The 23,539-nt window shown below is 29.4% G+C and carries 22 protein-coding genes, 1 tRNA gene and 1 pseudogene; 7 read left to right on the top strand and 17 right to left on the bottom strand.

What is annotated here, in order from left to right:
• Positions 1-662 precede the first annotated feature (662 nt).
• The 3 genes from L3J60_RS07060 to L3J60_RS07050 form a co-directional block, all read right to left on the bottom strand.
• Complete coding sequence (locus tag L3J60_RS07060; RefSeq protein ID WP_291974789.1) at positions 663-2,066, bottom strand: hypothetical protein; 1,404 nt, start codon at positions 2,064-2,066, stop codon at positions 663-665.
• Between the two features lie 533 nt (positions 2,067-2,599).
• On the bottom strand, positions 2,600-4,786 hold the full coding sequence (locus L3J60_RS07055) for a glutamine synthetase III (RefSeq protein WP_291974788.1): 2,187 nt from the start codon (positions 4,784-4,786) through the stop codon (positions 2,600-2,602).
• A 139-nt stretch (positions 4,787-4,925) separates the two neighbouring features.
• Positions 4,926-5,867, bottom strand: a complete 942-nt coding sequence (locus L3J60_RS07050; RefSeq protein ID WP_291974787.1) for a calcium/sodium antiporter — start codon at positions 5,865-5,867, stop codon at positions 4,926-4,928.
• 530 nt (positions 5,868-6,397) lie between these two features.
• Between L3J60_RS07050 and L3J60_RS07045 the strand changes: the two genes are divergently transcribed.
• Together L3J60_RS07045 and L3J60_RS07040 are read left to right on the top strand one after the other, a co-directional pair.
• Positions 6,398-6,547: an SsrA-binding protein gene (locus L3J60_RS07045; protein ID WP_291974786.1), complete on the top strand. Its 150-nt coding sequence runs from the start codon at positions 6,398-6,400 to the stop codon at positions 6,545-6,547.
• Positions 6,548-6,582: 35 nt separating this feature from the next.
• Positions 6,583-6,656: transfer RNA gene (locus L3J60_RS07040), tRNA-Arg, on the top strand.
• Between the two features lie 40 nt (positions 6,657-6,696).
• On the opposite strand, the gene L3J60_RS07035 is transcribed toward L3J60_RS07040, so the two are convergent.
• On the bottom strand, positions 6,697-7,530 hold the full coding sequence (locus tag L3J60_RS07035) for a hypothetical protein (protein ID WP_291974785.1): 834 nt from the start codon (positions 7,528-7,530) through the stop codon (positions 6,697-6,699).
• 208 nt (positions 7,531-7,738) lie between these two features.
• Between L3J60_RS07035 and L3J60_RS07030 the strand changes: the two genes are divergently transcribed.
• From L3J60_RS07030 to L3J60_RS07020, 3 genes are read left to right on the top strand one after another with little or no spacing between them, the layout of a single operon-like run.
• A complete protein-coding gene (locus L3J60_RS07030) occupies positions 7,739-8,215 on the top strand; it encodes an acetyl-CoA carboxylase biotin carboxyl carrier protein subunit (protein WP_291974784.1) in 477 nt (158 codons plus the stop codon).
• A 16-nt stretch (positions 8,216-8,231) separates the two neighbouring features.
• Positions 8,232-9,677, top strand: coding sequence for an acetyl-CoA carboxylase biotin carboxylase subunit (accC, locus tag L3J60_RS07025; protein WP_291974783.1), 1,446 nt, complete (start codon positions 8,232-8,234; stop codon positions 9,675-9,677).
• Positions 9,678-9,693: 16 nt separating this feature from the next.
• Positions 9,694-11,235 carry an acyl-CoA carboxylase subunit beta gene (locus tag L3J60_RS07020; protein ID WP_291974782.1) on the top strand — a complete coding sequence of 514 codons (1,542 nt, stop codon included), beginning with the start codon at positions 9,694-9,696 and terminating at the stop codon, positions 11,233-11,235.
• A gap of 383 nt (positions 11,236-11,618) precedes the next feature.
• Here the strand turns inward: L3J60_RS07020 and tnpA are convergent, their stop codons facing one another.
• Positions 11,619-12,065: an IS200/IS605 family transposase gene (gene tnpA, locus L3J60_RS07015; protein WP_291974781.1), complete on the bottom strand. Its 447-nt coding sequence runs from the start codon at positions 12,063-12,065 to the stop codon at positions 11,619-11,621.
• Positions 12,066-12,244: 179 nt separating this feature from the next.
• Here tnpA and katG point away from each other — a divergent pair, with 179 nt between their 5' ends.
• Complete coding sequence (katG, locus tag L3J60_RS07010) at positions 12,245-14,509, top strand: catalase/peroxidase HPI (protein ID WP_291974780.1); 2,265 nt, start codon at positions 12,245-12,247, stop codon at positions 14,507-14,509.
• A 207-nt stretch (positions 14,510-14,716) separates the two neighbouring features.
• Here the strand turns inward: katG and L3J60_RS07005 are convergent, their stop codons facing one another.
• From L3J60_RS07005 to L3J60_RS06975, 7 genes are all read right to left on the bottom strand, one after another.
• Positions 14,717-15,547: an endo alpha-1,4 polygalactosaminidase gene (locus L3J60_RS07005; RefSeq protein WP_291974779.1), complete on the bottom strand. Its 831-nt coding sequence runs from the start codon at positions 15,545-15,547 to the stop codon at positions 14,717-14,719.
• Positions 15,548-15,695: 148 nt separating this feature from the next.
• Positions 15,696-16,019, bottom strand: coding sequence for a type II toxin-antitoxin system PemK/MazF family toxin (locus L3J60_RS07000; RefSeq protein ID WP_291974778.1), 324 nt, complete (start codon positions 16,017-16,019; stop codon positions 15,696-15,698).
• Positions 16,010-16,255, bottom strand: coding sequence for an AbrB/MazE/SpoVT family DNA-binding domain-containing protein (locus tag L3J60_RS06995; protein ID WP_291974777.1), 246 nt, complete (start codon positions 16,253-16,255; stop codon positions 16,010-16,012). The genes L3J60_RS07000 and L3J60_RS06995 overlap by 10 nt, the downstream gene beginning before the upstream one ends.
• 192 nt (positions 16,256-16,447) lie before the next feature.
• Complete coding sequence (locus L3J60_RS06990) at positions 16,448-16,723, bottom strand: ATP-dependent Clp protease adaptor ClpS (protein WP_291974776.1); 276 nt, start codon at positions 16,721-16,723, stop codon at positions 16,448-16,450.
• 16 nt (positions 16,724-16,739) lie between these two features.
• Entirely contained in the window at positions 16,740-17,573 is an 834-nt protein-coding gene (gene prmA, locus L3J60_RS06985) for a 50S ribosomal protein L11 methyltransferase (protein WP_291974775.1), read from the bottom strand.
• Positions 17,573-18,331 (bottom strand): triose-phosphate isomerase, encoded by a 759-nt coding sequence (gene tpiA / locus L3J60_RS06980; RefSeq protein WP_291974774.1) that lies wholly within the window; start codon positions 18,329-18,331, stop codon positions 17,573-17,575. The genes prmA and tpiA overlap by 1 nt, the downstream gene beginning before the upstream one ends.
• A gap of 94 nt (positions 18,332-18,425) precedes the next feature.
• Entirely contained in the window at positions 18,426-19,502 is a 1,077-nt protein-coding gene (locus L3J60_RS06975) for an ABC transporter permease (protein WP_291974773.1), read from the bottom strand.
• Positions 19,503-19,577: 75 nt separating this feature from the next.
• Between L3J60_RS06975 and pyrF the strand changes: the two genes are divergently transcribed.
• A complete protein-coding gene (gene pyrF, locus L3J60_RS06970; protein ID WP_291974772.1) occupies positions 19,578-20,393 on the top strand; it encodes an orotidine-5'-phosphate decarboxylase in 816 nt (271 codons plus the stop codon).
• On the opposite strand, the pseudogene L3J60_RS06965 reads toward pyrF, so the two are convergent.
• From L3J60_RS06965 to L3J60_RS06945, 5 genes and pseudogenes are all read right to left on the bottom strand, one after another.
• Positions 20,394-20,651: pseudogene (locus L3J60_RS06965) on the bottom strand (DUF4197 family protein); the annotation flags it as partial.
• A gap of 130 nt (positions 20,652-20,781) precedes the next feature.
• Positions 20,782-21,804 carry a hypothetical protein gene (locus L3J60_RS06960; protein WP_291974771.1) on the bottom strand — a complete coding sequence of 341 codons (1,023 nt, stop codon included), beginning with the start codon at positions 21,802-21,804 and terminating at the stop codon, positions 20,782-20,784.
• Between the two features lie 121 nt (positions 21,805-21,925).
• Entirely contained in the window at positions 21,926-22,630 is a 705-nt protein-coding gene (locus L3J60_RS06955) for a DUF4197 domain-containing protein (RefSeq protein ID WP_291974770.1), read from the bottom strand.
• Positions 22,631-22,640: 10 nt separating this feature from the next.
• Entirely contained in the window at positions 22,641-22,811 is a 171-nt protein-coding gene (locus L3J60_RS06950) for a DUF5522 domain-containing protein (RefSeq protein WP_291974769.1), read from the bottom strand.
• Between the two features lie 190 nt (positions 22,812-23,001).
• Positions 23,002-23,529, bottom strand: a complete 528-nt coding sequence (locus L3J60_RS06945) for a DUF4136 domain-containing protein (protein ID WP_291974768.1) — start codon at positions 23,527-23,529, stop codon at positions 23,002-23,004.
• Positions 23,530-23,539: the final 10 nt, after the last annotated feature.

Here is a 23,539-nt window from a genome sequence, read left to right as displayed (position 1 = left end):
TAAAAGAATGGGGACTAATACGAGTGTTAGTTATCAAAAACTACGAACTGACCTAGTTCACCCCATTCTTTTTCTTTTAACAAATTTAAATGTTTTTATCAGTTTGCTAATCTAAAGGAATTGACGTGTTTTGTTTGCAAATTACGTCAGATTGAGTGAAATTCTGAAAGAATTTTGTATCGAAATCAAGTAATTTGCTTACATCGAACTCAGGTTATAAGATTTATAGTTAGGCAGAGCATAACGTTGTTCTTTATTATTACTAATTACGGATAATCAAAAATAATATCATTAAAAAACAAAAAACCCGCAAAAAGCGGATTTTAAATTTAGGATAGCAGTATTTTAATTATCTAGTAACCTGAGTTCGAGCTAAGGATTTACTTTAAATAACTGAAAATCAAAATGTCATTGCGAAAATTATAAATGTAGTGACATAATTTGAAGTAATCTTTTTATAAAAATGAGATTGCTTCCTCATTTCACTTTGCTTCATTCATCACAATGACGTAGCTTGTTGATTTTCAACCCGATATTTAAGTTTTACATCAAACTTAGGTTAATAATTATGTAAACAAGAACTATAGTTATATTAAAATTTAAATAGCAATAAAAAAACCCGTAAAAAGCGGGTTTTTTTATTACTTAACTATTTTTTAATATTAATTTTGTGTAATTAAAGATTGGTTCATGTTACCTGTTTGGGTAATGGTTCCTGAATGACCATTTCCTGTAGAGGATAAAGTTCCAAAATTATTATTTCCTGTTTGTGAAATTGAGCCAAAATTTGAGTTACCTGTTTGAATACTTGCAGCATAATTATCTGTACCATTTTGATAAAGAGTTAAGTTATTACCATTTCCTATTTGAGATAAACTAGCATAATTGTTATAACCCCATCCAGTAGTATCAAAAACATAACTTGAATCAAAACTACTATCATTTCCTATTTGAGTAGCCGTGATATTATTATTTGATCCTACAGTTTGTGAAGTTCCTAAAAAATTATTGTAACCAGTTTGAGTTCCTGTAGTTTGATTGTTTGAGCCTGATTGGAAAACTACTGCATAATTATTTACACCTGGATAAAGGGTTGTTGTACCTCCTGTTGCACCATTTTGCGTAATGGTTGCAGAATTATTTGAGCCATATTTTTGATTTACAAATGCTTTATCTGAATATCCATTTTGATTTACATCAGCAAAATTTCCTTCATGATCTTGCCATACAGTTGCTTGATTTTTATCGCCCATTTGATCAACAAAAACTTGTTGTGCCTCTCCGGTTTGTTTACTACTTGCTGTATTGTTATTGCCTATTTGATTAAAATCAGCATAAAGATTACGACCGTTTCCTTCTTGAGTTGCCGTATTGTTATTTCCAAATTGATTAATATCAGCTGAGTTACCATGACTAGATCCATGACCTGTAAAAGTTTGGGTAGCCATATTATCATCTCCATTTTGTTCAATAAGAATTCTTTCATTACTATAAATACCACCATAATAACCATTATTTGAACCTGCTAAGGTTTGGGTGGCAGTATTATTTGTACCATCTTGAAATATTCTAGCTGTATTAGTTGTAATACCTGTACCTGTTTGAGTGGCTGTATTGTCATTTCCTGTTTGTTTTACATAAAAATAATCTGTATAACCACCTTGAATGTTTTGTGTAACGGTGTTTCCAATTCCTTCTTGCCAAGCTTCAACATCCTGTCCGCTATTAGAATTAGGAGCATAAGTAGTTTGAGTAGAAGTATTACCTGACCCAATTTGATCAATTATAGCATCATTGTATCCTTTATTTCCATTACCTAATTCATCTTGTAAAATGGTAGCCGTATTACCATCTCCACCGCTTTGATTTACCACTGCATTATTCATATAGGCAGGATTATTTGATGGTGTTCCTGTTTGGTTTTGAGTAACTGTAGCAGTATTTGAACCTGTTTGGTTTACTTCTGACAATTGTAAATCACCTGATTGTGTTGTAGTTGCAGTACTTTGTGCAAACAACATACTTGTAGCAAAAATAAGTGCCACGCTTAAAATAATTTTTTTCATAATAAAAATTTGTTGATTAATGTTAAATAAAATATTTAATAAAACTTACTATAAATTATTAAGGAAAATGAACTGCTATAAACTATATAATTACATATATTTTATAAGAGTTCTAAGAACTTATAAAACGGGGATAAACATTTTTTTGAGGTTTAAACGTGGGGTAATTTTTATTTGGGGAAGACCAAAATTTTAAATTATAGCTGAACGAAAGTAACTATCATTTTAGTATTTTCAAAAGATAATTACTTGTTTTTAAGCAGTTTAGAATAGTTCTACTTAGTAACATTTGTTACATAGTCTAGCGGGTTGGTAGAGTATTATTTATAATTGGATTATTTTGACAAACAAATGGTATAAAACCTTGCTTCTTAATGTTTTAAATTATTATTATTTTTAAATTATTAGTTTAAGTTTTTGGTTAATGTGAAATAAAATTTCTACTAAAAATTTATATTTTCAATTAAAGTTAAACCATTTTATATTAAAAAACCCGCAAAAAGCGGGTGTTAATTTAATAGGTAATAATTGCATTATCTAGTAAATAAAATTTCTCGATATTTTGTTAATGGCCAAAGCTCATCATCAACCATTAATTCAAGTTTATCACAATGGTATCTAATTTCTTCAAAATAAGGTTTTACTTTATTGCAATAAGCGACTGCCTTCTTTTCAATATTTTCAATTTTATTGGCTTTTTTACGTTCGGCTAACATATCATCTATTTTAGCATGCAAGCCTTCAATATGTTCTGAAATTTTAGTAATTAACTTCAATTGTTCATCAGCGTGCTTTTTAAAATCTTTACCAAAAATTTCTTTTAAGCCTTTTACATTTTTAATTAACAAGTTTTGATACCTTATAGCTGTTGGCACAATATGATTACCAGCAATATCGCCTAACGCTCTAGATTCAATTTGAAGACGTAAGGTATATTCTTCAATTTCAATTTCGTAACGAGCTTCAGTTTCAACTTTGCTCATAATTTTCATCTCTTCAAAAAGCTGAATTGTTTTATCCGCAACTTTTACTTTTAAGGCTTCAGGTGTTGTTTTATTATTGCTTAAGCCTCTTTTTTTAGCTTCTTTTTCCCAAGCTTCGCCATAACCATTACCTTCAAATAAAATAGTTTTAGACTTTTTAATATATTCTCTTAATACATTAAAAATGGCTTCATCTTTTTTGAGGTCATTATTTTCAATTAAAGCATCTACTTCTACTTTAAAATCTTTTAACTGTTTAGCTACAATAGTGTTTAAAATAGTCATTGGATTGGCACAATTTGCCGTGGAACCTACCGCTCTAAATTCAAACTTATTTCCTGTAAAAGCAAAAGGAGAAGTTCTGTTTCTATCGGTATTATCTAACAATACATCTGGAATTTTACCAACAACATTTAATTTTAAATCTGTTTTTTCTTCAGGAGATAATTTACCGTTAGTGACACCTTCAAGTTCTTTTAAAACTTTTGTTAATTGTGCTCCAATAAATACAGAAATAATTGCAGGTGGTGCTTCATTAGCTCCTAACCGGTGATCATTACTTGCTGAAGCAATTGAGGCTCTAAGTAATTCTTCATTATCATTTACCGCTTTTATGGTATTTATAAAAAAAGTTAAAAACTGTAAATTACTCATTGGTGTTTTTCCAGGACCTAATAAATTTATGCCAGTATCTGTTGCTAAAGACCAGTTATTATGCTTTCCTGAACCATTAATACCAGCAAATGGCTTTTCGTGAAACAACACTTTAAAATTATGACGAGAAGCAACTTTACCCATAACATCCATAAGTAATGAGTTATGGTCAACCGCTAAATTTGATTCTTCATAAATAGGTGCCAACTCAAACTGATTTGGAGCGACTTCATTATGACGTGTTTTTACAGGAATACCTAATAACATACATTCGGTTTCTAACTCACGCATAAAATTTAAAGCTCTTGTAGGAATAGAACCAAAATAATGATCATCTAATTGCTGTCCTTTTGCAGGAGAATGCCCTACCAAAGTTCTTCCAGTTAAAATAATATCTGGGCGGCTAGCAGCCAATGCTTTATCAATTAAAAAATATTCTTGTTCCCAACCTAAAGAAGAAGTTACTTTTCTAACATTTTTATCGAAATATTTACAAACATTAGTTGCTGCCTTGTCCACCGCATGTAACGCTCTTAATAATGGTGTTTTATAATCCAAAGCTTCGCCAGTATAAGAAATAAAAATAGTAGGAATACATAATGTAGTACCATAAATAAATGCCGGTGAAGTTGGATCCCAAGCGGTATAACCACGAGCTTCAAAAGTATTTCTAATTCCTCCATTAGGAAAACTAGAAGCATCTGGCTCTTGTTGTACTAATTGTCCGCCTTCAAATTTTTCAATTGCCAAACCACCACCAATAGTTTCAAAAAAAGCATCATGCTTTTCAGCTGTTGCACCTGTTAAAGGTTGAAACCAATGTGTATAATGAGTAACGCCTTTCGATAAAGCCCACTCTTTCATTGCAGATGAAACTTGGTTTGCAATTTTGCGATCAATTTTTGTTCCTTTACTAATGGCACTCATAACACCAACATAGGCGTCTTTTGTTAAATATTGGCGCATTGAAGTTTCATTAAATACATTTTCACCAAATAATAAAGATCGTTTGGTGTTTTCATTCACTTCTATTGGCTTTCTATTTAAGGTTTCAGAAAGTGCTTTAAATCGAATTTTAGACATAATAATACTATTAAGTTAACTAATTTTAATAGTACAAATCTAAATTGTTTTTCTAAACAAAAAAATTAAACCCCTATTTTTTTAAGGGTAAAATTTATTTATTTCATAATTAATAAAATTAAACCCCTATTATTGAATATTACTTAACAAAAATAGTTGTAAATATAAATGCTGCATATATGCATAATAAAATTATACCCTTTTTCCAAGATAATTTCATTTTAACAGGAATAAAGGTTAGTGGTAAAATGATAAATGCTATCCCAAGCATCCAATAAATATCATTGGTTAATAATCCTGTATCAACAACTTTTATAGGCGTTATTATGGAAGTAATCCCTAAAACAGCTAAAATATTAAAAATATTTGAGCCTATTAAGTTGCCTAAGGATATGGCTTTTTCTTTCTTTATCACCGCAATAACTGAAGCCGCAAGTTCAGGGATACTAGTGCCAATAGAGACAATGGTAACACCAATAATACGTTCACTTACATGATAAAATTTTGCCATACCTACAGCTCCATTAATTAAAAACTCTGAACCACCCCAAAGTGCTACAGCTCCAATTATAAAATACAAGAAAATTTTAGGAAGTGGCATATGTATGGCTTCCTCATCAATTTCATCTACCACTGCTATTTTTTGAAATTTTAATAAATAGACTAAAAATATTATTAGAAAACTAACTAAAATAATTCCTTCATAGCTTTGTAAAACACCATCATAAGCTATAAAACCATATAATAATATAGATGCGAACATCATAACAGGCCAATCGGTTCTGTAAAAACTCTTTTCAACACTAATAGTTGATAAAATTACTGTAATGCCTAAAACTAATCCTAGGTTAGCAATATTAGAGCCTATTACATTTCCAAAAGCAATATCTGCATGGTTTTCAAGAGCTGCTTTTATACTGACAATTAGTTCAGGAGCAGATGTTGCAAATGAAACCACCGTCATCCCAATTATTATTTTAGGAATGTTTAATCGCAACGAAAATCCGATTGCAGATTTCAATAACCAATGTCCACCAAAAATTAACAACACAAATCCAACAATCACATAAACTAAATTCATCTATTTTTTTTTGACAAATATAAAAGAATAAATTCCAAATTATACTTTAATTATATCATCAAATAAAACGCTTATAAATTTTTAAAAATAACTGAGGCTAAAAATCAAAATGGATAAATTATATCATTTTAACAACAGTATTCCCTTTACTTTATAAAATAGCAACTAAATACCGCATTACAACCTTACAGTTTATCTAATGTTAGGTGTTTTACATTTCTATTTATAACTTTTTTGTAGTAATTTAAGTAAATCAACAAACATAAATTGTTTATTAATTAACAATTTAAACTCAATATCACAAATTCATTTAAAAAAATTTGGAGTTAAAAAGGGAATAGCAATATCTTAAATAAAGAATTTAAAAATTCTTATTTATTAATCACTAAAACCTATTTAAAATGATTACTATTTTCACATTACTTACAACATTAGTTTTAAGTATTATCAGTTATTTTTTTATCTCTTAAAACTTTAAATAAAAATATCCCATATTTTGTGGGATTTTTTTATTTCTGTAATTTTACAAAATGAGAAAAAAATTATTTAAAACAGTTGCTAAATTAAACAAAATGGTATTTCCAAGTTTCTCTAAAATGGGTTTAGAAATGCAGCATGCTAAAAAATGGCAACTAGCAATTATAGGTTGGCGATATTTTGTAACTAAAAATAGTTTGTAAATAATTTTAATATAGTATATTTGCACCCGCAAAAAGGCCTCGTAGCATAACTGAATAGTGCACTTGATTACGGCTCAAGAGGTTGCAGGTTTGAATCCTGCCGAGGTCACAACAAAAAAGCGAACTTTATCAGTTCGCTTTTTTAATTTTTAAGAACAAAATATTTTAAACTCGGTATAAACATTTTCATCCCAATCTGAAGGAACATTATCTAACTGCTCCCTACTAACCTTAATACATTTTAATTTAAGATTATATAGACAATGCATGTGCGTTAAATTAATATTATTACTTAAATCTAGGTTTATCAAGTTATTTCTATTACAGTATAAACAAGTTAAAGATTTATTTCTACTAACATCAATATTTTTAATATCATTATCATTACAAGAAAGGTGAGCTAATAAATTGTTATTTTTCACATTAATATACTTTAGTCTATTACAATCACAATTTAAATACAATAAATTGTAGTTTTCACTAACATTTAAATTTTCTAGGTAATTATTATGACAACACATATGGGTTAAGTTCTTGTTTTTACTTAAATCCAATGAAGTTAAATTATTAAAAGAACATTCTAAAAACTGTAATGCGACAAACCCTTCAATTCCAGTTAAATCTGAAATTTTATTTTTCGAAACTGAAAGTCTAATGATTTTATCAATATTTTTAGTTGGAACATAATTATCTAAAGGAAGTTTATCATAGCCCAAATTAATCAACGCCAGTTCAAAATTATCATCAGGCACATAAGTCCCTTCAACCAGCGATAACCTCTTATGTGCTTCCTTATTTAAATTTCCATCGGGTATATTTTTATTAATATCTAAAAAATTAATACTTGTATCAGATTTAGAAATCAAATCTGTAGTGAGCCTACCTTCTTCTGTTTCTAGTAAATCATCTTTTTTGCAATCCTGCAATAAAAACCCAAAACTAATTAACAGAACAATTAACCAAAAATTATACTTAGTTTTCATGTCGTTTTATTTAATTAATTATTTAGCCTAATCAGTTTTTATAATTTAAGCATTCTAATTATAAATTCAAATGATCTATATCAATCAGAAAATTGATTATTATCAATAATTTCGTTAAAAATTTGTAACTTTCTGCTTTAAAGTACTTATTGTAATATAACTACTTTATTTATTGTTATTTTTTTACTTAATTATTTTATTTTTAACTATGTTTAAAGCAACTGTAAATAAAAGTTTTACAAAAAAAATTGATCTTTCAGACTTAAAAGAACTAGAATTAAACCACATTTCCAACAGCAAATTACAACTTCGCTATCAATCTAAAAACTATGAATTAGAAATAGTAGAAAGCAATTTCAATGCTAAAACTTATCAGATAAAAATTAATGGAAATAACTACAATGTTAATCTAGCTGATGAATTAGCCATTAAAATTGGTAAAATGGGATTTGAGAAAAACAATTCTAAAAAATTGAATAGCATAATAGCTCCAATGCCAGGATTAATTTTAAACATAAACGTTAAAGAAGGTCAGAAAGTTAAAAATGGAGATGTTTTGTTAGTGTTAGAAGCAATGAAAATGGAAAATAGTATCACAGCTCCAAAAGATGGTATTATAAAATTAATTTCAGCAAAAAAAGGAACTACTGTTGAAAAAGGACAACATTTAATAGAACTTTCCTAACTCAATTTACAACACAATGAAAAAAATATTAATAGCAAACCGTGGTGAAATAGCTATAAGAGTTATGAAAACTGCAAAAAAAATGGGAATAAAAACAGTTGCCGTTTATTCTGATGCAGATAAAAATGCTCCACATACCAAATTTGCAGATGAAGCGGTTTATATCGGAGAATCACCTTCTAATAAATCGTATCTTTTAGGAAATAAAATTATTGAAGTCGCAAAAAAATTAAATGCAGATGCCATACATCCCGGATACGGTTTTTTGAGTGAAAATGCTGATTTTGCCAAAGAAGTAGAAAACAATAATCTTATTTTTATTGGACCAAAATCATCCTCAATTGCCATTATGGGAAATAAATTAGCTGCAAAAGATGCCGTTAAAAATTATAATATTCCTATGGTTCCTGGAGAAGACTCAGCTATTAAATCACCAGAGAAAGCCACTGAAATTGCAAAGAAAATTGGATTTCCAATTCTTATTAAAGCAGCTGCAGGTGGTGGTGGAAAAGGAATGCGAGTAGTTTATAAAGAAAGTGAAATTTTAGAACAATTAAAACGTGCCATAAGTGAAGCAACCTCTGCTTTTGGAGATGGTTCAGTTTTTATTGAAAAATATATTGAATCTCCTCGTCATATTGAAATTCAAATTTTAGCAGATAGCTTTGGAAATACAGTTCATTTATTTGAACGAGAATGTAGCGTGCAACGTCGTCATCAAAAAGTTATTGAAGAAGCTCCTTCCTCCATTTTAACTCCAGAATTAAGAAAAAGAATGGGAGAAGATGCCTCTAAAGTAGCAAAATCTTGTAATTATTTGGGTGCAGGAACTGTAGAATTTTTGGTGGATAAAAACTTAAATTACTATTTTTTAGAAATGAATACTCGCTTACAAGTTGAACATCCGGTAACAGAATTTATTACAGGAATTGACTTAGTAGAAGAACAAATTAATATTGCACAAGGAAAAGCTATTTCATTCCATCAAAACGACTTAAAAATAAAAGGTCACGCTATAGAATTACGTGTTTATGCTGAAGATTCTTTTCAAAATTTTATGCCAAGTATGGGTACCTTAACAACATACAAATTACCAGTTGGCAATAATGTTAGAGTAGATAATGGATTTGAAGAAGGGATGGAAATTCCTATTTATTATGATCCAATGCTTTCTAAATTAATTACTTATGGAAAAACCAGAAACGAGGCAATTCAAACGATGCTAACCGCAATTAAAAATTACCAAATTAATGGAATTAAAACAACGTTACCTTTTGGGAAATTTGTTTTTGAGCACAAAGCTTTTATCTCTGGAAATTTTAATACTCATTTCGTTAAAAATTATTTCACTGAAGATATCATTCAAAAAATTATTGAAGAAGAATCTACAATTGCCTCAATAGTTGCCATAAAACTTTTTTTAAAGGAACAAAAAACATTAAAAATTGCCAAAATCAATTAAACGTTAAATCTTACTTATGGAATCAAAATATCAAAAATTAAAACAAAGACAAGACTTAGCAAAATTAGGTGGTGGCAAAAAACGAATTGAAAAACAACACTCCAAAAAAAAATTAACAGCGAGGGAACGCGTTACCTACTTATTAGATGAAGGCTCTTTTGAAGAATACGGAATGTTAGTTACGCACAGAACTACCGATTTTGGAATGGAAAAAGAAGTATATTTTGGAGATGGCGTTATCACTGGATCGGGGACAATAAATGGAAGATTGGTATTTGTATTCGCTCAAGATTTTACCGTGTTTGGAGGTGCTTTATCTGAAACTCACGCTGAAAAAATATGCAAAATTATGGATCATGCGGTTAAAATTGGAGTTCCTTTAATTGGCTTGAATGATTCAGGTGGTGCACGTATTCAAGAAGGAGTTCGTTCCTTAGGTGGTTATGCCGATATTTTTTACAGAAACGTGCAAGCATCAGGAGTAATTCCTCAAATTTCAGCCATTATGGGACCATGTGCTGGCGGTGCAGTTTATTCTCCTGCAATGACTGATTTTACTTTAATGGTAGAAAACACAAGTTATATGTTTGTAACAGGACCAAATGTGGTAAAAACGGTTACAAACGAAGATGTTACCGCTGAAGAATTAGGAGGTGCAACAACACATGCAGTAAAATCTGGCGTTACCCACATTACCTCTGCAAATGATATGGTATGTTTAGAAGATATTAAAACATTATTAAGTTATATTCCTCAAAACAACAAAATTAAATCTTTAAAACTTCCTTATATATTAGAAGATGAATATAGAGAAGAATTAGAACATATTATTCCAGAAAATGCTAATAAGCCATATGATATGCATCAGGTAATTGACGGTATTATAGACAAAGATTCTTTTTTTGAAATTCATAAAAATTTTGCTGAAAATATTATCGTTGGTTTTGCTAGAATTGCTGGCAAAAGTATTGGTATTGTCGCAAATCAACCAATGGTTTTAGCTGGTTGCCTAGATGTGGATAGCTCTAAAAAAGGAGCAAGATTTACTCGTTTTTGTGATTGTTTCAATATTCCTCTGTTAGTTTTAGTTGATGTTCCAGGGTTTTTACCCGGAACGAATCAAGAATGGAATGGCATAATTACCAATGGAGCCAAATTATTATACGCTTTAAGCGAAGCAACCGTCCCAAGAATTACAGTAATTACACGTAAGGCTTATGGCGGAGCTTATGATGTAATGAATTCTAAACACATTGGTGCCGATATGAATTATGCTTGGCCTTCTGCTGAAATTGCTGTTATGGGAGCTAAAGGTGCTGCTGAAATTATATTTAAAAATGAAATAAAAAATTCCAAAAACCCTGAAAAAACCTTAAAAGAAAAAGAATATGAGTATGCCTCCAAGTTTGCAGATCCTTATATGGCTACACAACGCGGATTTATTGATGAAATAATTTATCCAAAAGAAACCAGAAGAAAATTAATTAAGACTTTTCAAATACTTGAAAATAAAGAAGTAACAAAACCAATTAGAAAACACGGAAATATTCCTTTATAATTTAATTGATTTTAACTATTTGGATTCCAATAATTTCTTGAAATTGTTATTAAAGATATTAATTTTATAGTATTCGAATAGTAATCACCATTTTGTAAATCGTTATTATTTACTAGTTCAAAATATAAATTATTTAACCAATTTCGATTTGTTAAATCAACCATTGCACTTACCGTAAAAGGACCAATAAAAGTGGCATCATTTCAGTTGTAGATTTTAGCTCCATCTAATTGATATCTATTCAGGACTTATCTCCAATTATTTTTCACAAATTCTTTAGGTGTTTTTAAATAAAAATAATACTTATTCTACTACAGAGAATAAATTTTATTAAAATAGAAATTATCTATAAATGAACAACCTCGACCCAAGGGTACGAGGTATCAAAACAACTTCAACTGTGAAGTATGTATCTTTTCATAGTTTTGATTATTTCCTTGTCCTTGAACATATTTCTTAATAACTTCTTCATTTGCATATTGACCAACTGTGTTAATATAATAGCCACTTGTCCAAAACTTCCCTCCCCATAAAAACCTTTTTACTTCTGGATGTAGCCTGAAAATTTCTCTTGCTGTCAAACTCTTAATCGTATTTGCTATTTTCTTAGCAGACATCATAGGAATGCTTTGAATCAAGAAATGAACATGGTCGTCATCACATCCTATTTCTAAAAAATGTATTTCAAAACGTACCGATATTTCTAAACATATATTTCGTAACGTTTGAGAAACTTCTGGTGTCAATACCTTTCTCCTATATTTTATAGGACAAACTAAATGATACAACAATAAACTTTTATTATAACTCTTTAAAATATGCTCACTCATAATGCCAAAATTACATATCTTTACGCAACACCCGACGCAAGCGTCGGGGAATTCTAGCGATTAAAATAACAATAATAGAAAACACCTATGTTGATATAAGAATAATGAATGCATATTGTGGCAAAAAATGTATTTAGTTAGATATGTTTGTAAAAACGTTTAATACTTAAATTATAATTATGAAGAAAATAATATTATTTATCGGATTGTTAATGATAAGCCTATTTTTTACGGCTTGTCAGCAAAAAAAAGCAACAGATGCTCTTTCGGGAGCAACTGTTACTAAAAAAAGTGATTTAAATAAAAGATCCGCAGCCAATAGTGATTGGTGGCCAAATCGATTAAATTTAGATCTACTTCGCAAACATTCTTCTCTAACAAGCCCAATGAATGAAAAATTTGATTATGTTAAAGAGTTTAAAAGCTTAGATTACTTGGCATTAAAAAAAGATATACGTGCACTTATGTCAGATTCTCAAGATTGGTGGCCAGCAGATTACGGAAGTTACGCAGGTTTATTTATTAGAATGGCTTGGCATGATTCAGGTACATATCGTTCAGCTGATGGTCGTGGTGGTTCTAGGTCTGCACAACAACGTTTTGCACCGCAAAATAGTTGGCCAGATAATGCCAATTTAGATAAAGCAAGAAGATTACTTTGGCCGATTAAGAAAAAATATGGAAATAAAATTTCTTGGGCAGATTTAATGATTCTTACAGGAAATGTAGCTTTGGAATCTACAGGATTTAAAACCTTTGGTTTTGCAGGAGGAAGAACTGATGTTTGGGAGCCAAATGACGATGTTTATTGGGGAGCTGAAGAAAAATGGCTAGATGACAGTAAGCGTTATAAAGGAGATAGAAAACTTGAAAATCCTTTAGCAGCAGTTCAAATGGGATTAATCTATGTAAATCCTGAAGGACCAAACGGTAATCCTGATCCACTTCTAGCTGCAAAAGATATTCGTGAAACTTTTGGAAGAATGGGAATGAATGATGAAGAAACAGTTGCATTAATTGCTGGTGGTCATACACTTGGTAAAGCACACGGAGCAGCTAGTGCGTCTCATGTTGGACCAGCACCAGAAGCAGCTGATATAGAAGCACAAGGTTTAGGATGGAAAAGTGATTATAAATCTGGTAAAGGAGCTGATGCCATTACATCTGGTTTAGAAGTAGTTTGGACATCTACCCCTACAAAATGGAGTCATTTATTCTTTTTTAATTTATTTGAAAATGAATGGGAATTAACTAAAAGTCCAGCAGGTGCACATCAATGGGAGCCTAAAAACCCAAAAATGATGGTTCCAGATGCTTTTGATTCAGATAAAATGGTTAAACCAGGAATGTTCACTACGGATTTAGCATTAAAATTCGACCCTATCTATGAAAAAATAGCAAGAAAATTTTATAAAAATCCAGATACTTTTGATGAGGCTTTTGCAAGAGCTTGGTTCAAATTAACGCATAGAGATATGGGACCAAAATCCACCTATCTAGGGCCAGAAGCTCCAACAGAAGATTTGATTTGGCAAGATCCAATTCCAATTGCTAACTATAAAACAATTTCTGATAACGATATTAAGAGTTTAAAGAAGGAAATATTAAACTCAGGTTTAACCATTAGTGAAATGGTAACTACTGCTTGGGCTTCTGCTTCAACGTATCGTAATTCTGATAGAAGAGGTGGAGCAAATGGAGCAAGAATACGCTTAGAACCACAGGTAAACTGGGAGGTGAATAATCCTAAACAATTGAAAAAAGTATTGGCAGTTTTAGAGAAAATACAAAAAGAATTCAACGCTAAATCAACCACAAAGAAAGTATCAATGGCAGATTTAATTGTATTAGCAGGTACTGCTGGGGTAGAAAAAGCAGTTAGTAATGCCGGATATAATTTCAAAGTACCATTCACTTCAGGACGTACAGATGCCATTCAAGAACAAACAGATATTAATTCATTTAATCTTCTTGAACCAATGGCAGATGGTTTTCGTAATTATTTAAAAACAAAATACACGTTATCTACAGAAGAATTATTGGTTGATAAAGCTCAATTACTTACACTTACAGCACCTGAAATGACAGTGTTAGTTGGTGGCATGCGAGCATTAAATGCAAATTTTGATGGTAGTAAAAAAGGTATTTTTACAACAAATAAAGATAAACTTACCAATGATTTTTTTGTTAAATTATTGGAGATGAATACAGAGTGGGAAGCTACTTCAGATTCTAAAGAAGAGTTTGTAGGTAAAGACAGAAAGACTGGAGAAAAAAAATGGACAGCAACTAGAGCAGATTTAATATTTGGCTCAAACTCAGAACTTAGAGCATTAGCAGAATTTTATGCAAGTAATGATTCAAAAGAAAAATTTGTAAAAGACTTTATTAATGCTTGGACAAAAGTAATGAACCTTGATAGATTTGACTTAATTTATAAATAAGGTTCAATGTAACCAATCATATGATTAAAGTATTTTTAGTTTAAAAAAACTAATGAAAACCTAATTTTTCAATAAGAGAGTTCATTAGTATCAATTATAAAAATAAAGAGGCTACTAATAAAAGTAGCCTCTTTTATATTTATACTTTGTCTAATCTGAAATAGTGCAAAAAATAAACTAAAAAACAGTAAATATTTGACTTAAAAGTTATTGATTAAAATGTACATATTTTTTTAAATTAGCATCTTCACAAATAAAAGAAAGATCATCATTATAAATTTTTTTATATTCAGAATACACTTTTCCACAATTTGTTTCATTGTAATGGTTTATGATAACCAGTTTACCAGCATCCAAAAAACTTTGTGCTCCAGATTGATTCCACCAATTTTTATCATCATTATACGATTCATACAAAACTCCATCAAAATTTGAAGCATTTTCAACCGTATTTTTTGCCATACATTTCATTCCTTTTTGATGAACATAATCACATAATTCTTGATAATAAGCAACTCCCTCTGCTTGAGTAACTTGAAAATTATACGTTGCTCTTAAATTATCATCATAAATCCAATCCATATTATCAAATTCAACCCAATCACAACCCCAATTTGCTATTTTATCAATTCTAGCTTTCATAATATCTATTATTCCTGAGTTAGTAGCATTAACAAAGTATTCATTGGGCCATTGTCCCCAAGGTGTGTTAATCAAATAAGGTTTCATAGCAGAATAATCGTCTCTGTAGGTTTCGCCTGTACCAATACTTATGTAAGCTCCTACTTGATTTCCTTTAGATTTAATTTCTGAAATTGAAGCAGCAACACCATCCTGAAATGGATCTACCAAAACATACGCATTTTTAGCATTTTTAATAATGTCAGCTATTTTGTCTGCTTCAAAATTTTCTTGGTAGGCTTCGTTGTAAACTGCAATTGCTTTGCTAGGTTGAGAAATATCTTCTTTAATATTATTATTTTTATTACAAGATAGAATAACAAAGAATACGAGAACAATAGATGAAATATTTTTCACAGAAATCAATTTATTAAATTAAAGATTTAAATATTTAACGAATGGTTAAACTTATTATTATTAAACCCGTTGTCATTTTGATTCTTTAAACATACTATTTACGTCAGTTCAAGTAATTTTTGATATGCATTGTTGGCATTTAATGCTTTTAATCAACAAAAGTTTCTTTAATGATCTCTTTACATTTTTTTATTTCCAATTTAGTCAGTTTATTAAATACTCTGACAATTCTTTTTTTATCAATACTCCGAATTTGGTCAATCGTAATCATTCCTTTTTTCCCATTATGTTCTACAGAAACTCTTGTAGGATATTTTTTCATATTGGTTGTCATTGGAGCAACAACAATTGTATTCAGATATTTATTCATTTCATCTGGTGAAATAATCACACAAGGTCTAGTCTTTTTTATTTCACTTCCAACTGTTGGGTCAAGATTTACAAGAACAATAACGTACTGTTTTAATTCCATTCGTCAAGATCTTCATCGTCAAACACATCGTTCATTAACAATCTGTCATCATTATTTAATCTCATTTTTTTAAACTCGATTTCCCAGTCTTTTCTAGGTTTTTCAATAGGTCGAAGAATAATCTGTCCCTTTTCAAGAATCAATTCAACTTTTTCCTTAATATTGTATTTCTCCAAAATAGTCTTATTTAAGCGAAGCCCTTTTGAATTTCCGATTTTGATAATAGATATTTCCATAATTTTATTTTGTAATTACAAAGTTATTACATTTTATTCAATAATCAAAATTTGTACCGTACTAATGCCAACAACTAACAATCAAAAGTTACGATTGTTTTAATATTTTCCATGCTAAAAATTGATGATGTTCTTTTGGTTAAGAGTAACTTTTTGAAAAGTCAGTGTTTCGTATTAAATACTGACTTTTTTTTATATAATTTCTGCAGATAATCCTTTGGTAAGTAATAGTGAACAACGCGGTTTTAAATCGTTATATTCACCTGTTTTAACGGTACATTTTCCTTTGTAATGTACTAACAGTGTGCATTGCTCCGCTTGCTCTAAAGTGTGATCACAAACTTCAATTAATGAATCGATAACAAAATCAAACGTATTTACATCATCATTAAACAATACAATTTCGTGTTGTTGAGTTTCTTCTTCAAGTACATCAACCTCTTCTTGTATTTTTTTCTTTGTGCTCATACAACAAAATTATAACTTATTTTACATACTTCAAAGCTACCCAATTATTTCGTTCAATAGTTTTATTTAATTTTAAACCATATTTTGAAACTTCTTTATCAATTATTGGAATATCTTCTTTATAAAATCCACTTAATAATAAAATTCCATTTTTAGTTAAACAATTTGTATAAGAACGGATATCATTTAGCAAAATATTACGATTGATATTTGCAATAATAACGTCATAATTTTTATCCTTTAGCAAAGAAGCATCACCTTCAAAAATTGAAATATACTTGCAGCTATTACGCTCAATATTTTCAATAGATTTTAAATAACACCAATTATCATTATCAATAGCATCAATGGGTTTAGCTCCTTTCATTTCAGCTAAAATGGCTAAAACACCTGTTCTACAACCCATATCCAACACTTTTTTATTGTTTAAATTTAAAGCCAATAAATGTTGAATCATCATATGCGTAGTTTCATGATGACCTGTACCAAAACTCATTTTTGGTTCAATTACAATATCATATTTTAAATTTGGATTTTCATGAAAAGGTGCTCTAACACTTACCAAATTAGCTACTTGAATTGGATTGAAATTCTTTTCCCACTCGCTATTCCAATTTACCTGTTTAATAATTTCTTTGGAATACGAAATTTCAAATTCTTTGGACTGTAACACATAAATTTCATCTAAAATAGATTCAGACCAATCTTTTTGTTGAATGTAAGCAGTTATGCCTTCATCGGTTTCTACAAAACTTTCAAAACCAATAGCTCCTAATTCAGCAATTAAAATTTCAGAAGCTGGTTCTTTTGGTTGAATAATAAAATTGTATCCTATATAAACGGCATCCATTAAATTGCATCAATAATTGCTTTAAAAGCATCTTTATTTAGAGCTGCTCCACCAATTAAGCCTCCATCAACATCTTGTTTAGAAAATATTTCTTTAGCATTTGCTGGTTTAACACTTCCTCCGTATAAAATAGAAATACTTTCAGCAGTATACTCGTCATAATTATCAGTTAAAATTTTTCGGATAAATGCATGCATTTCCTGAGCTTGTTCTGGTGATGCTGTTTCACCAGTACCAATTGCCCAAACAGGTTCATAAGCCAAAATAATATTTTTGAAATCTTTTGCTTTTAAATGAAATAATCCATTTTTTAATTGACTTTCTACTACTTTAAAATGATTATTTTCTTTTCTATCTTCTAAAATTTCACCAAAACAGAAAATTACTTCCATTTTATTAGCCAAAGCAGCATTTACTTTTTTTACTAAAATTTCATCAGTTTCGCCAAAATATTGCCTTCTTTCAGAATGACCTAAAATTACAATTTTAGAACCCACCGCCTTTATCATTTCCGCTGAAACTTCACCTGTAAAAGCTCCACTTTTTTCAAAATGCATATTTTGAGCCGCTACTTCAACTTTAGTTCCTTTTGTTTTTTTAGCTACGCGTTCTAAATTAACAAAAGTTGGAGCAATAATAACTCTTATATTTTTTAAAGCTGTTTTTTTAATGCTTTTTACTATTTTTTTTGCTAACGATTTAGAAGCTTTTAAATCGTTATTCATTTTCCAGTTTCCTGCTACTATTTTAGTTCTCATTTTACTATATTTTAATTTACAAAATTAGGCAAATAAAGCTACCTTTTAATTGTTCTACTTCTGATAGTACGAATTCGTTTTCGTATTAAATTAATTATGTTAATCTTACTTTTGGGTCTAACAATCCATATACAACATCTACCAAAATATTGATAATGATAAACATAAAGGCAATAACCAATACACTTCCCATAATTACTGGTAAATCTAACGTGTTTAACGCATTAACAATTTCTTTTCCCAACCCATTCCAATTAAAAATATACTCTACAAAAACGGCACCTGCCAACATAGAAGCAAACCATCCAGAAACCGCTGTTACCACAGGATTTAATGCATTTTTTAACGCGTGCGTTTTTATGATTTTATACGTGGAAAGCCCTTTTGCTCTAGCAGTTCTAATATAATCTTGATTTAAAACTTCTAATAACGAATTTCGCATTAATTGGATAATAACCGCCAAAGGCCTTATTCCTAAAACTATAGCTGGTAATAGTAAATTTTTCCATTGAATTGCTATTTTTTCACCAAAATCACCAACTTCATATAAACTTCCTGTCATATTCAAATGAGTGTATTTGTGTAATACAAATCCAAAAAACCATGCAAAAAGTATGGCTGAAAAAAAGGAAGGAACACTCATTCCTAAAGTACTTAAAACTGAAATAATTCTATCAAAAAAAGTATCCTTATAAATGGCAGATAAAATTCCAAATAGTATTCCTAAAAGTATTGCAATTACAATTGCAGAAACTGCTAAAACTGCTGTATTAGGCAAAGTTTCAGCAATAATTTCTGATACTTTTTTATCTGTTTTTTGAAAAGATTTTCTCAAATACGGATATTTTAATACTAGCGAATAGTTTTTGAAGTTTAATAACGTTTGATAATTATATTTACCCGGAGTTAAAAAAGTAAAATCTTTGGTGTTTTTACTATGAATTGATATAGGAGATAAATCGTTTACATAATAAAGATATTGTTTTGAAATTGGCTGATCAAATCCATATTTTTTTCTAATATTTTGAAGTTGCGCACTATCTTCTTGCTGGTCTAACATCATTCTGGAAGGATCACCTGGCAACACATTAAATAAAAAGAAAATCACCGTTACTACACCGAATAAAGTGAGTAAAGCATAGCCAATTTTATGTAAAATATAGTGTAGCAAGAAATTTAATTTGATTCACAAATATAACTTAAAGTATTAAAATTATTACTTTTGTGTAATTCTTTATTCAAATTTATGAACCGACAAGAACTAATTAATCAAATTCAACAAAAAAAATCGTTTTTATGTATTGGACTAGACGTTGATTTAACTAAAATTCCAATTCATTTATTAGCTGAAAAAGATCCTATTTTTGAATTTAACAAACAATTGATTGATGCAACTCACCATTTAGCGGTTGCCTACAAACCTAATATCGCTTTTTATGAAGCCTACGGAATTAAAGGTTGGATGGCTTTGGAGAAAACAATTAATTATATTAACACCAATTATCCTGAAATTTTTACCATTGCCGATGCTAAACGTGGCGATATTGGGAATACTTCAACTCGGTATGCTAAAGCCTTTTTTGAAGATTTAAATTTTGATGCTATTACTGTTGCTCCATATATGGGAAAAGATTCGGTAGAACCTTTTTTAGCTTTTGAAAATAAAAATACCATTTTACTAACCTTAACCTCAAATGAAGGCGGAATGGATTTTCAGACCTTAAAAACTCCCAAAGAAGAATTGTACAAATCGGTTTTAAAGACTTCGTTAACTTGGAAAAATGCTGATAATTTAATGTTTGTTGTGGGTGCTACACGACCTGAACATTTTAAAGAAATTAGAGCAATAGTACCAAATCACTTTTTATTAGTTCCTGGCATTGGAGCTCAAGGTGGCGATTTAAAAGGAGTTTGTAAATATGGATTAACTAAAGATTGTGGTTTATTAGTAAACTCTTCCAGAAGTATTATTTATGCTGAAAATAGCGTTGACTTTGCAAAAAAAGCACAGCAAGAAGCTTTGAAAATTCAACAGGAAATGGAAACTATTTTAGAATATTGATTAGGGTTTATTTCTATCTTGCAATGCAAAAAAATTTCGTAATAAATCAGTATTTCTGCTACTTACTTTGGTTCTAATTTCATTTTCTTCAACTTCAACCATAGTATAAACACCCTTTAATGCTTGGTTTGTTACATAATCCGTTAAATCTGGATTTACATTATTAGTTAATGGTAAATTATTGTATTTGGTTATTAAATTATTCCAAATTTTATCCGCACCTACTTTATGAAAAGAGTTTTTGATAATTGAATTAAATAAAAAAAAGCCTTGGAATCACTTTTTTACCAGTGTCTTCCGCAGCTCTATTCATTATTTTAAACTTTTATCGTCCAAATTAAAATGACTATTATTTTACTCAGCTCATTTTTAGTCTTTTCAACTATTTTTAGTTTATTTTTTGAAATCCAAATATATGGTTTGGTATGGTAACCATATTAACTGTATTATTTGCATCAACTTTAATAAATCGAGTTTCTATTTGTGGTTGATTATCTATATGGTTTGAAATAATATAAGAACCATCACAAGCTAATACTGTACTATGAAATTCATAATTAAAATCCGAAGCATAAGCATTTAAATTTACAACTGAATTACCATAAGCAGTTCCAATAGGTAAACTTGTTTCTCTTAATTCTAAAAAATTATTATTTGGAGAACTAGATAAATATAAAAGTCTATTATTTACGTCATCATATTCAATTCCTGAAAATTTATCAGGACTACTAAATGGATTACTAAAAGTTTTAAAAATAGGCGTAGTAGTTGTAAAGTTAGTTAAATCAACTACTATAATATCTTTGTTAGTTAATATGTATAAATTTCCAGCGTTATTAGTAGTTAAACCAAAATAAGATTGATAAAGTACAGCATCAGAAGCTTCCGTTCCTGTATAAAGAGTAATACTATTTGAAAATACTATAGGTGAAGTTAGATTGGGTATTGAAAATTCATATAAAGTAGTTGCATTGGAAGTGGTTTGTACAGTATAATATTTGTCGGTTATTTGAGAATATGTTAACCCTTTGCATCCATCAAACCCTACTGGCAAATCTACCTCAGAAATTGTATTGTTACTTTTATCAAAATTGGTTATTTTATGAGATGAAGTCATTAAAAAACTATAAATATTTGTATTAGGATTAAATGCGTTGGCATCATTAGGTGACATTCTACCTATTGTTACTGATTGAGTTGGAGGGACAGTATTTATAAAACCATTACCGTTAAATTCACCAAAAGTTAAATCTGCTTGCCTAATTGTATTTGTAGTGGGATAGTCGCTTAAAGAAAATCCAACAATTTTTTTATTGGTACAAGGATCGGTTGGATCGGTTGGATTGGAGCTACAATTAATTAGTATTAATGATAATAAAAATAATATGATTGTGTTTTTTAAAGTTTTCATAATTAATATATTTTATATTTATATCTGTATATACAATTATACAATATTTTGTTACCCTTTTAACCTAAATTAAATAAAAAATAATTTTGTAAAAACTTGAAAATTAAACAAATACTTGATATTACTTATCTTGCAATGCAAAAACTTTTCGTAATAAATCAGTATTTCTACTACTTACTTTGGTTCTAATTTCATTTTCTTCAACTTCAACCATAGTATAAACACCTTTCAAAGCTTGACCTGTAACATAATCCGTTAAATCTGGATTTACATTATTAGTTAATGGTAAATTATTGTATTTGGTTATTAAATTATTCCAAATTTTATCTGCACCTACTTTTTTAAAAGAAGCACTTATTATTGGTTTAAATTTTTGATATAAAGCTGAGTTAGTTTTATTTTTTAAATAGGTAGTTGCAGCATTTTTATTTCCTAATAAAATATTTCTAGCATCTGTAAAAGTCATTCCTTTTATAGCATTTACAAAAATAGGAATAGCTTCACCAACAGCGTTTTCTGCTGCCCTATTTAAAACTTTTAATCCTTCGTCTGCAACTTTTGATAATCCTATTTTCCGTAACGTATTATCAACTTTTTGCAATTCTGAAGGTAAAACTATTTTTACCAATTTATTTTTATAAAAACCATCTTTCACCGCTAACAAACTTACTTTATCCGTAATTCCTTTATCTAATGCTTCTTTTAATCCACTCGCTATTTGGCTATTTGTAATTCCACCATTTGGTAACTGATTAACCACTTGTTGCAATTCAGCACAAGCTGTAAATTGAAATACAATTACTATTAAAATTAATCTTTTAAACATAATTCTTAATTTATTTTTTGAAACTATCTGTTTTTTTATCATAACCATACGGACAATGTTTACAGCCACTTTTACAACAATACCCTCTTTTTAAATGATATTGTTCCGTAAAAACCCGGTAACCTTCTTCATTCATATAATAATCTCCTTCTTCTAAAGGAATTAGCTTTTTAAATTGCATATTACAAAACTAACAAAAAAAGACCGTCTAAAAAGTAAAAAAATCGTCAACCTAAACCTACCAACAGCAGGCGAGCTTGTTTCAGGTTCTTATAACAACTGGAAATTTCCAGAATGAGATTCTGAATTAAATTCAGAATGACGACTCAAAACTTTTTAGACAGCCTCTTTATTTCTCTATTTATGTTTTTCTAATTTACAGCTGGTGGATATTTTGCCATAACCTCAGCTACAAAATTTTTAATTCGTTCTTCTTTTTTAGCTACGTTGCCTGAAGTATTTAATGCTCCACTTCCTATTCCTTGCCATGCTAACTCTTTTTTTTGAGTATCAATTAAATCGATAAACAAAGTGCCTTCAGTATATTTTGAAATTTGCATTCCAAAATCAGGTCCATAATACCAAGGATGCCAACCAAAATACATAGAGTTATTATATACGTTTACTTTTTGACGAGATTTTGTAAAAATATTCACTAATAAATCTGGATGATCAGATTTGGTTAATCCTTTTGCTTCCAATTCATGTTCTATTGCTCTTAAAATTCTTCGTTTATCTAAATCTGAAATTTTAACTTTATCAATACCTTTTTTATAAAATGCAAAAGTTTTATATTTTGCAAAATTGGTGTGTGTATCATAATCAGCAGTAACCCTAACAGAGCTACAAGAAGCCATTAAAAAAAGAATAGCAATTGGAATTAATTTTATGAGTTTCATGGTAAAGAAT

The sequence above is a fragment of the Lutibacter sp. genome (assembly GCF_021647475.1).
GTDB lineage: Bacteria > Bacteroidota > Bacteroidia > Flavobacteriales > Flavobacteriaceae > Lutibacter.
The sequence above is the reverse complement of the archived record's forward strand: the minus strand, read 5'-3'. Positions and strand labels throughout refer to the sequence as shown.

Bases quoted from the DNA above. Each gene is read 5' to 3' on its own strand.
- L3J60_RS07060 (WP_291974789.1), bottom strand. From the start codon at position 2,066: ATGAAAAAAATTATTTTAAGCGTGGCACTTATTTTTGCTACAAGTATG.
- L3J60_RS07055 (WP_291974788.1), bottom strand. From the start codon at position 4,786: ATGTCTAAAATTCGATTTAAAGCACTTTCTGAAACCTTAAATAGAAAG.
- L3J60_RS07050 (WP_291974787.1), bottom strand. From the start codon at position 5,867: ATGAATTTAGTTTATGTGATTGTTGGATTTGTGTTGTTAATTTTTGGT.
- L3J60_RS07045 (WP_291974786.1), top strand. From the start codon at position 6,398: ATGAGAAAAAAATTATTTAAAACAGTTGCTAAATTAAACAAAATGGTA.
- L3J60_RS07035 (WP_291974785.1), bottom strand. From the start codon at position 7,530: ATGAAAACTAAGTATAATTTTTGGTTAATTGTTCTGTTAATTAGTTTT.
- L3J60_RS07030 (WP_291974784.1), top strand. From the start codon at position 7,739: ATGTTTAAAGCAACTGTAAATAAAAGTTTTACAAAAAAAATTGATCTT.
- accC (WP_291974783.1), top strand. From the start codon at position 8,232: ATGAAAAAAATATTAATAGCAAACCGTGGTGAAATAGCTATAAGAGTT.
- L3J60_RS07020 (WP_291974782.1), top strand. From the start codon at position 9,694: ATGGAATCAAAATATCAAAAATTAAAACAAAGACAAGACTTAGCAAAA.
- tnpA (WP_291974781.1), bottom strand. From the start codon at position 12,065: ATGAGTGAGCATATTTTAAAGAGTTATAATAAAAGTTTATTGTTGTAT.
- katG (WP_291974780.1), top strand. From the start codon at position 12,245: ATGAAGAAAATAATATTATTTATCGGATTGTTAATGATAAGCCTATTT.
- L3J60_RS07000 (WP_291974778.1), bottom strand. From the start codon at position 16,019: ATGGAATTAAAACAGTACGTTATTGTTCTTGTAAATCTTGACCCAACA.
- L3J60_RS06995 (WP_291974777.1), bottom strand. From the start codon at position 16,255: ATGGAAATATCTATTATCAAAATCGGAAATTCAAAAGGGCTTCGCTTA.
- L3J60_RS06990 (WP_291974776.1), bottom strand. From the start codon at position 16,723: ATGAGCACAAAGAAAAAAATACAAGAAGAGGTTGATGTACTTGAAGAA.
- prmA (WP_291974775.1), bottom strand. From the start codon at position 17,573: ATGGATGCCGTTTATATAGGATACAATTTTATTATTCAACCAAAAGAA.
- tpiA (WP_291974774.1), bottom strand. From the start codon at position 18,331: ATGAGAACTAAAATAGTAGCAGGAAACTGGAAAATGAATAACGATTTA.
- pyrF (WP_291974772.1), top strand. From the start codon at position 19,578: ATGAACCGACAAGAACTAATTAATCAAATTCAACAAAAAAAATCGTTT.
- L3J60_RS06960 (WP_291974771.1), bottom strand. From the start codon at position 21,804: ATGAAAACTTTAAAAAACACAATCATATTATTTTTATTATCATTAATA.
- L3J60_RS06955 (WP_291974770.1), bottom strand. From the start codon at position 22,630: ATGTTTAAAAGATTAATTTTAATAGTAATTGTATTTCAATTTACAGCT.
- L3J60_RS06950 (WP_291974769.1), bottom strand. From the start codon at position 22,811: ATGCAATTTAAAAAGCTAATTCCTTTAGAAGAAGGAGATTATTATATG.
- L3J60_RS06945 (WP_291974768.1), bottom strand. From the start codon at position 23,529: ATGAAACTCATAAAATTAATTCCAATTGCTATTCTTTTTTTAATGGCT.